Here is a 1,200-nt window from a genome sequence, read left to right as displayed (position 1 = left end):
TTCTCCGTGCCGAATGAGGTTTCAAAAAAAGTCGTCGTCATCAGGGTCGATAAAAACGATCAAACCTTAAGCGCCGAGAGCGTCCTAAAAGCGGGCGCAGGGCTTGAGCTAAAAGACGGGCGCGATCTAAACGACTACTACATCACCGGCGCCGACGTGAAAAACGGCAAAATTCTAGCGCTTAGCAAAAACTACAACACCCTACTCGTCGTGGACGCAGAGACGATGAGGGCGGTGGATGCCTACGAGCTGCCTGCCATCGGCGATATGCACGCTATCGCGATCAAGGGCGAGTCGCTCTTCATCCTAAGCGTGGAGAGTGGACAGGACGTCGTGTATGAGTTAGAAAGTCCTAACATATAGGGCGCTAGCAACGCAAAAGCATCAAATTTTGGCGTTTTTACGGTTTTTTGTTTTATTCGTCAAATTTGAGCTTCATAGCAAACTATATAAAACGTCAAATTTAGCTTGGAACGTGAAATTTACGCCGCAAACCGCCCGTAGCAAGCAGAGACAAATTTAACAAGCGGCGCAAATTTAACCCAAATTTACGCCAAAAATAGCCTAGGCTTTAGCTTTAGCAGGCAAACGTACGCCGCCAGCGCGCTTTGCTCTCTTATATAGTTGCGGTCGCCGTTTAAATTTAGCCTCTCGATCATACACTCGCCGTCTTTTGCACAAGCTCCCACAAATACCGTTCCCACAGGCTTTGCCTCGCTACCGCCGTCAGGTCCCGCGATACCGCTGATAGCTAGCGAAAAGTCCGATTCGCTCGCCTTTAGCGCGCCTTTTAGCATCGCCATCACGCACTGCTCACTCACCGCGCCGTAGGCTTGTAAAATCTCATCGCTAACACCCAGCCAGTCGCGTTTCATCTCGTTTGCGTAGGTCACTAGCGAGCCGTTAAATGCCGCCGAAACCCCCGCAAAAGCACCAAATTTAGCCGCGGCAAGCCCAGCCGTGCAAGACTCGGCAAACGTAAGCTTTAGCCCGCTTGCTATAAGCGTGCTCGCAACGTGACGAAAAACATCCTCGCCTTCAAAAAATTTGCCCGAGAAAAGATTTTTCGCGCCGTTTATAAAGCCGCTGGTTTGGCCGAATTTGTTTGCTTCCACTCTGATTAGAGCCAAATTTGATAAAATTTGAGACGAATAAATCTGCACTTCATAGGTTTTTGCCAGCGGTTCGAGTAGGATTTTT

The 1,200-nt window shown here is 49.2% G+C and carries 1 protein-coding gene and 1 pseudogene; one reads left to right on the top strand and one right to left on the bottom strand.

Translation table 11 applies throughout. The features are described from left to right. Positions 1–363: pseudogene (locus Q0338_RS10435) on the top strand (disulfide bond formation protein B); the annotation flags it as partial. A 185-nt stretch (positions 364–548) separates the two neighbouring features. On the opposite strand, the gene Q0338_RS10430 reads toward Q0338_RS10435, so the two are convergent. Further along, positions 549–1,200 (bottom strand): CinA family protein (locus Q0338_RS10430; RefSeq protein ID WP_298086666.1); only part of this gene is annotated, 652 nt, incomplete at its 5' end.

The sequence above is a fragment of the uncultured Campylobacter sp. genome (assembly GCF_938018145.1).
Classification (GTDB): domain Bacteria; phylum Campylobacterota; class Campylobacteria; order Campylobacterales; family Campylobacteraceae; genus Campylobacter_A.
Note: the sequence above shows the minus strand (reverse complement) of the source record. Positions and strands in the feature narration are given on the sequence as shown.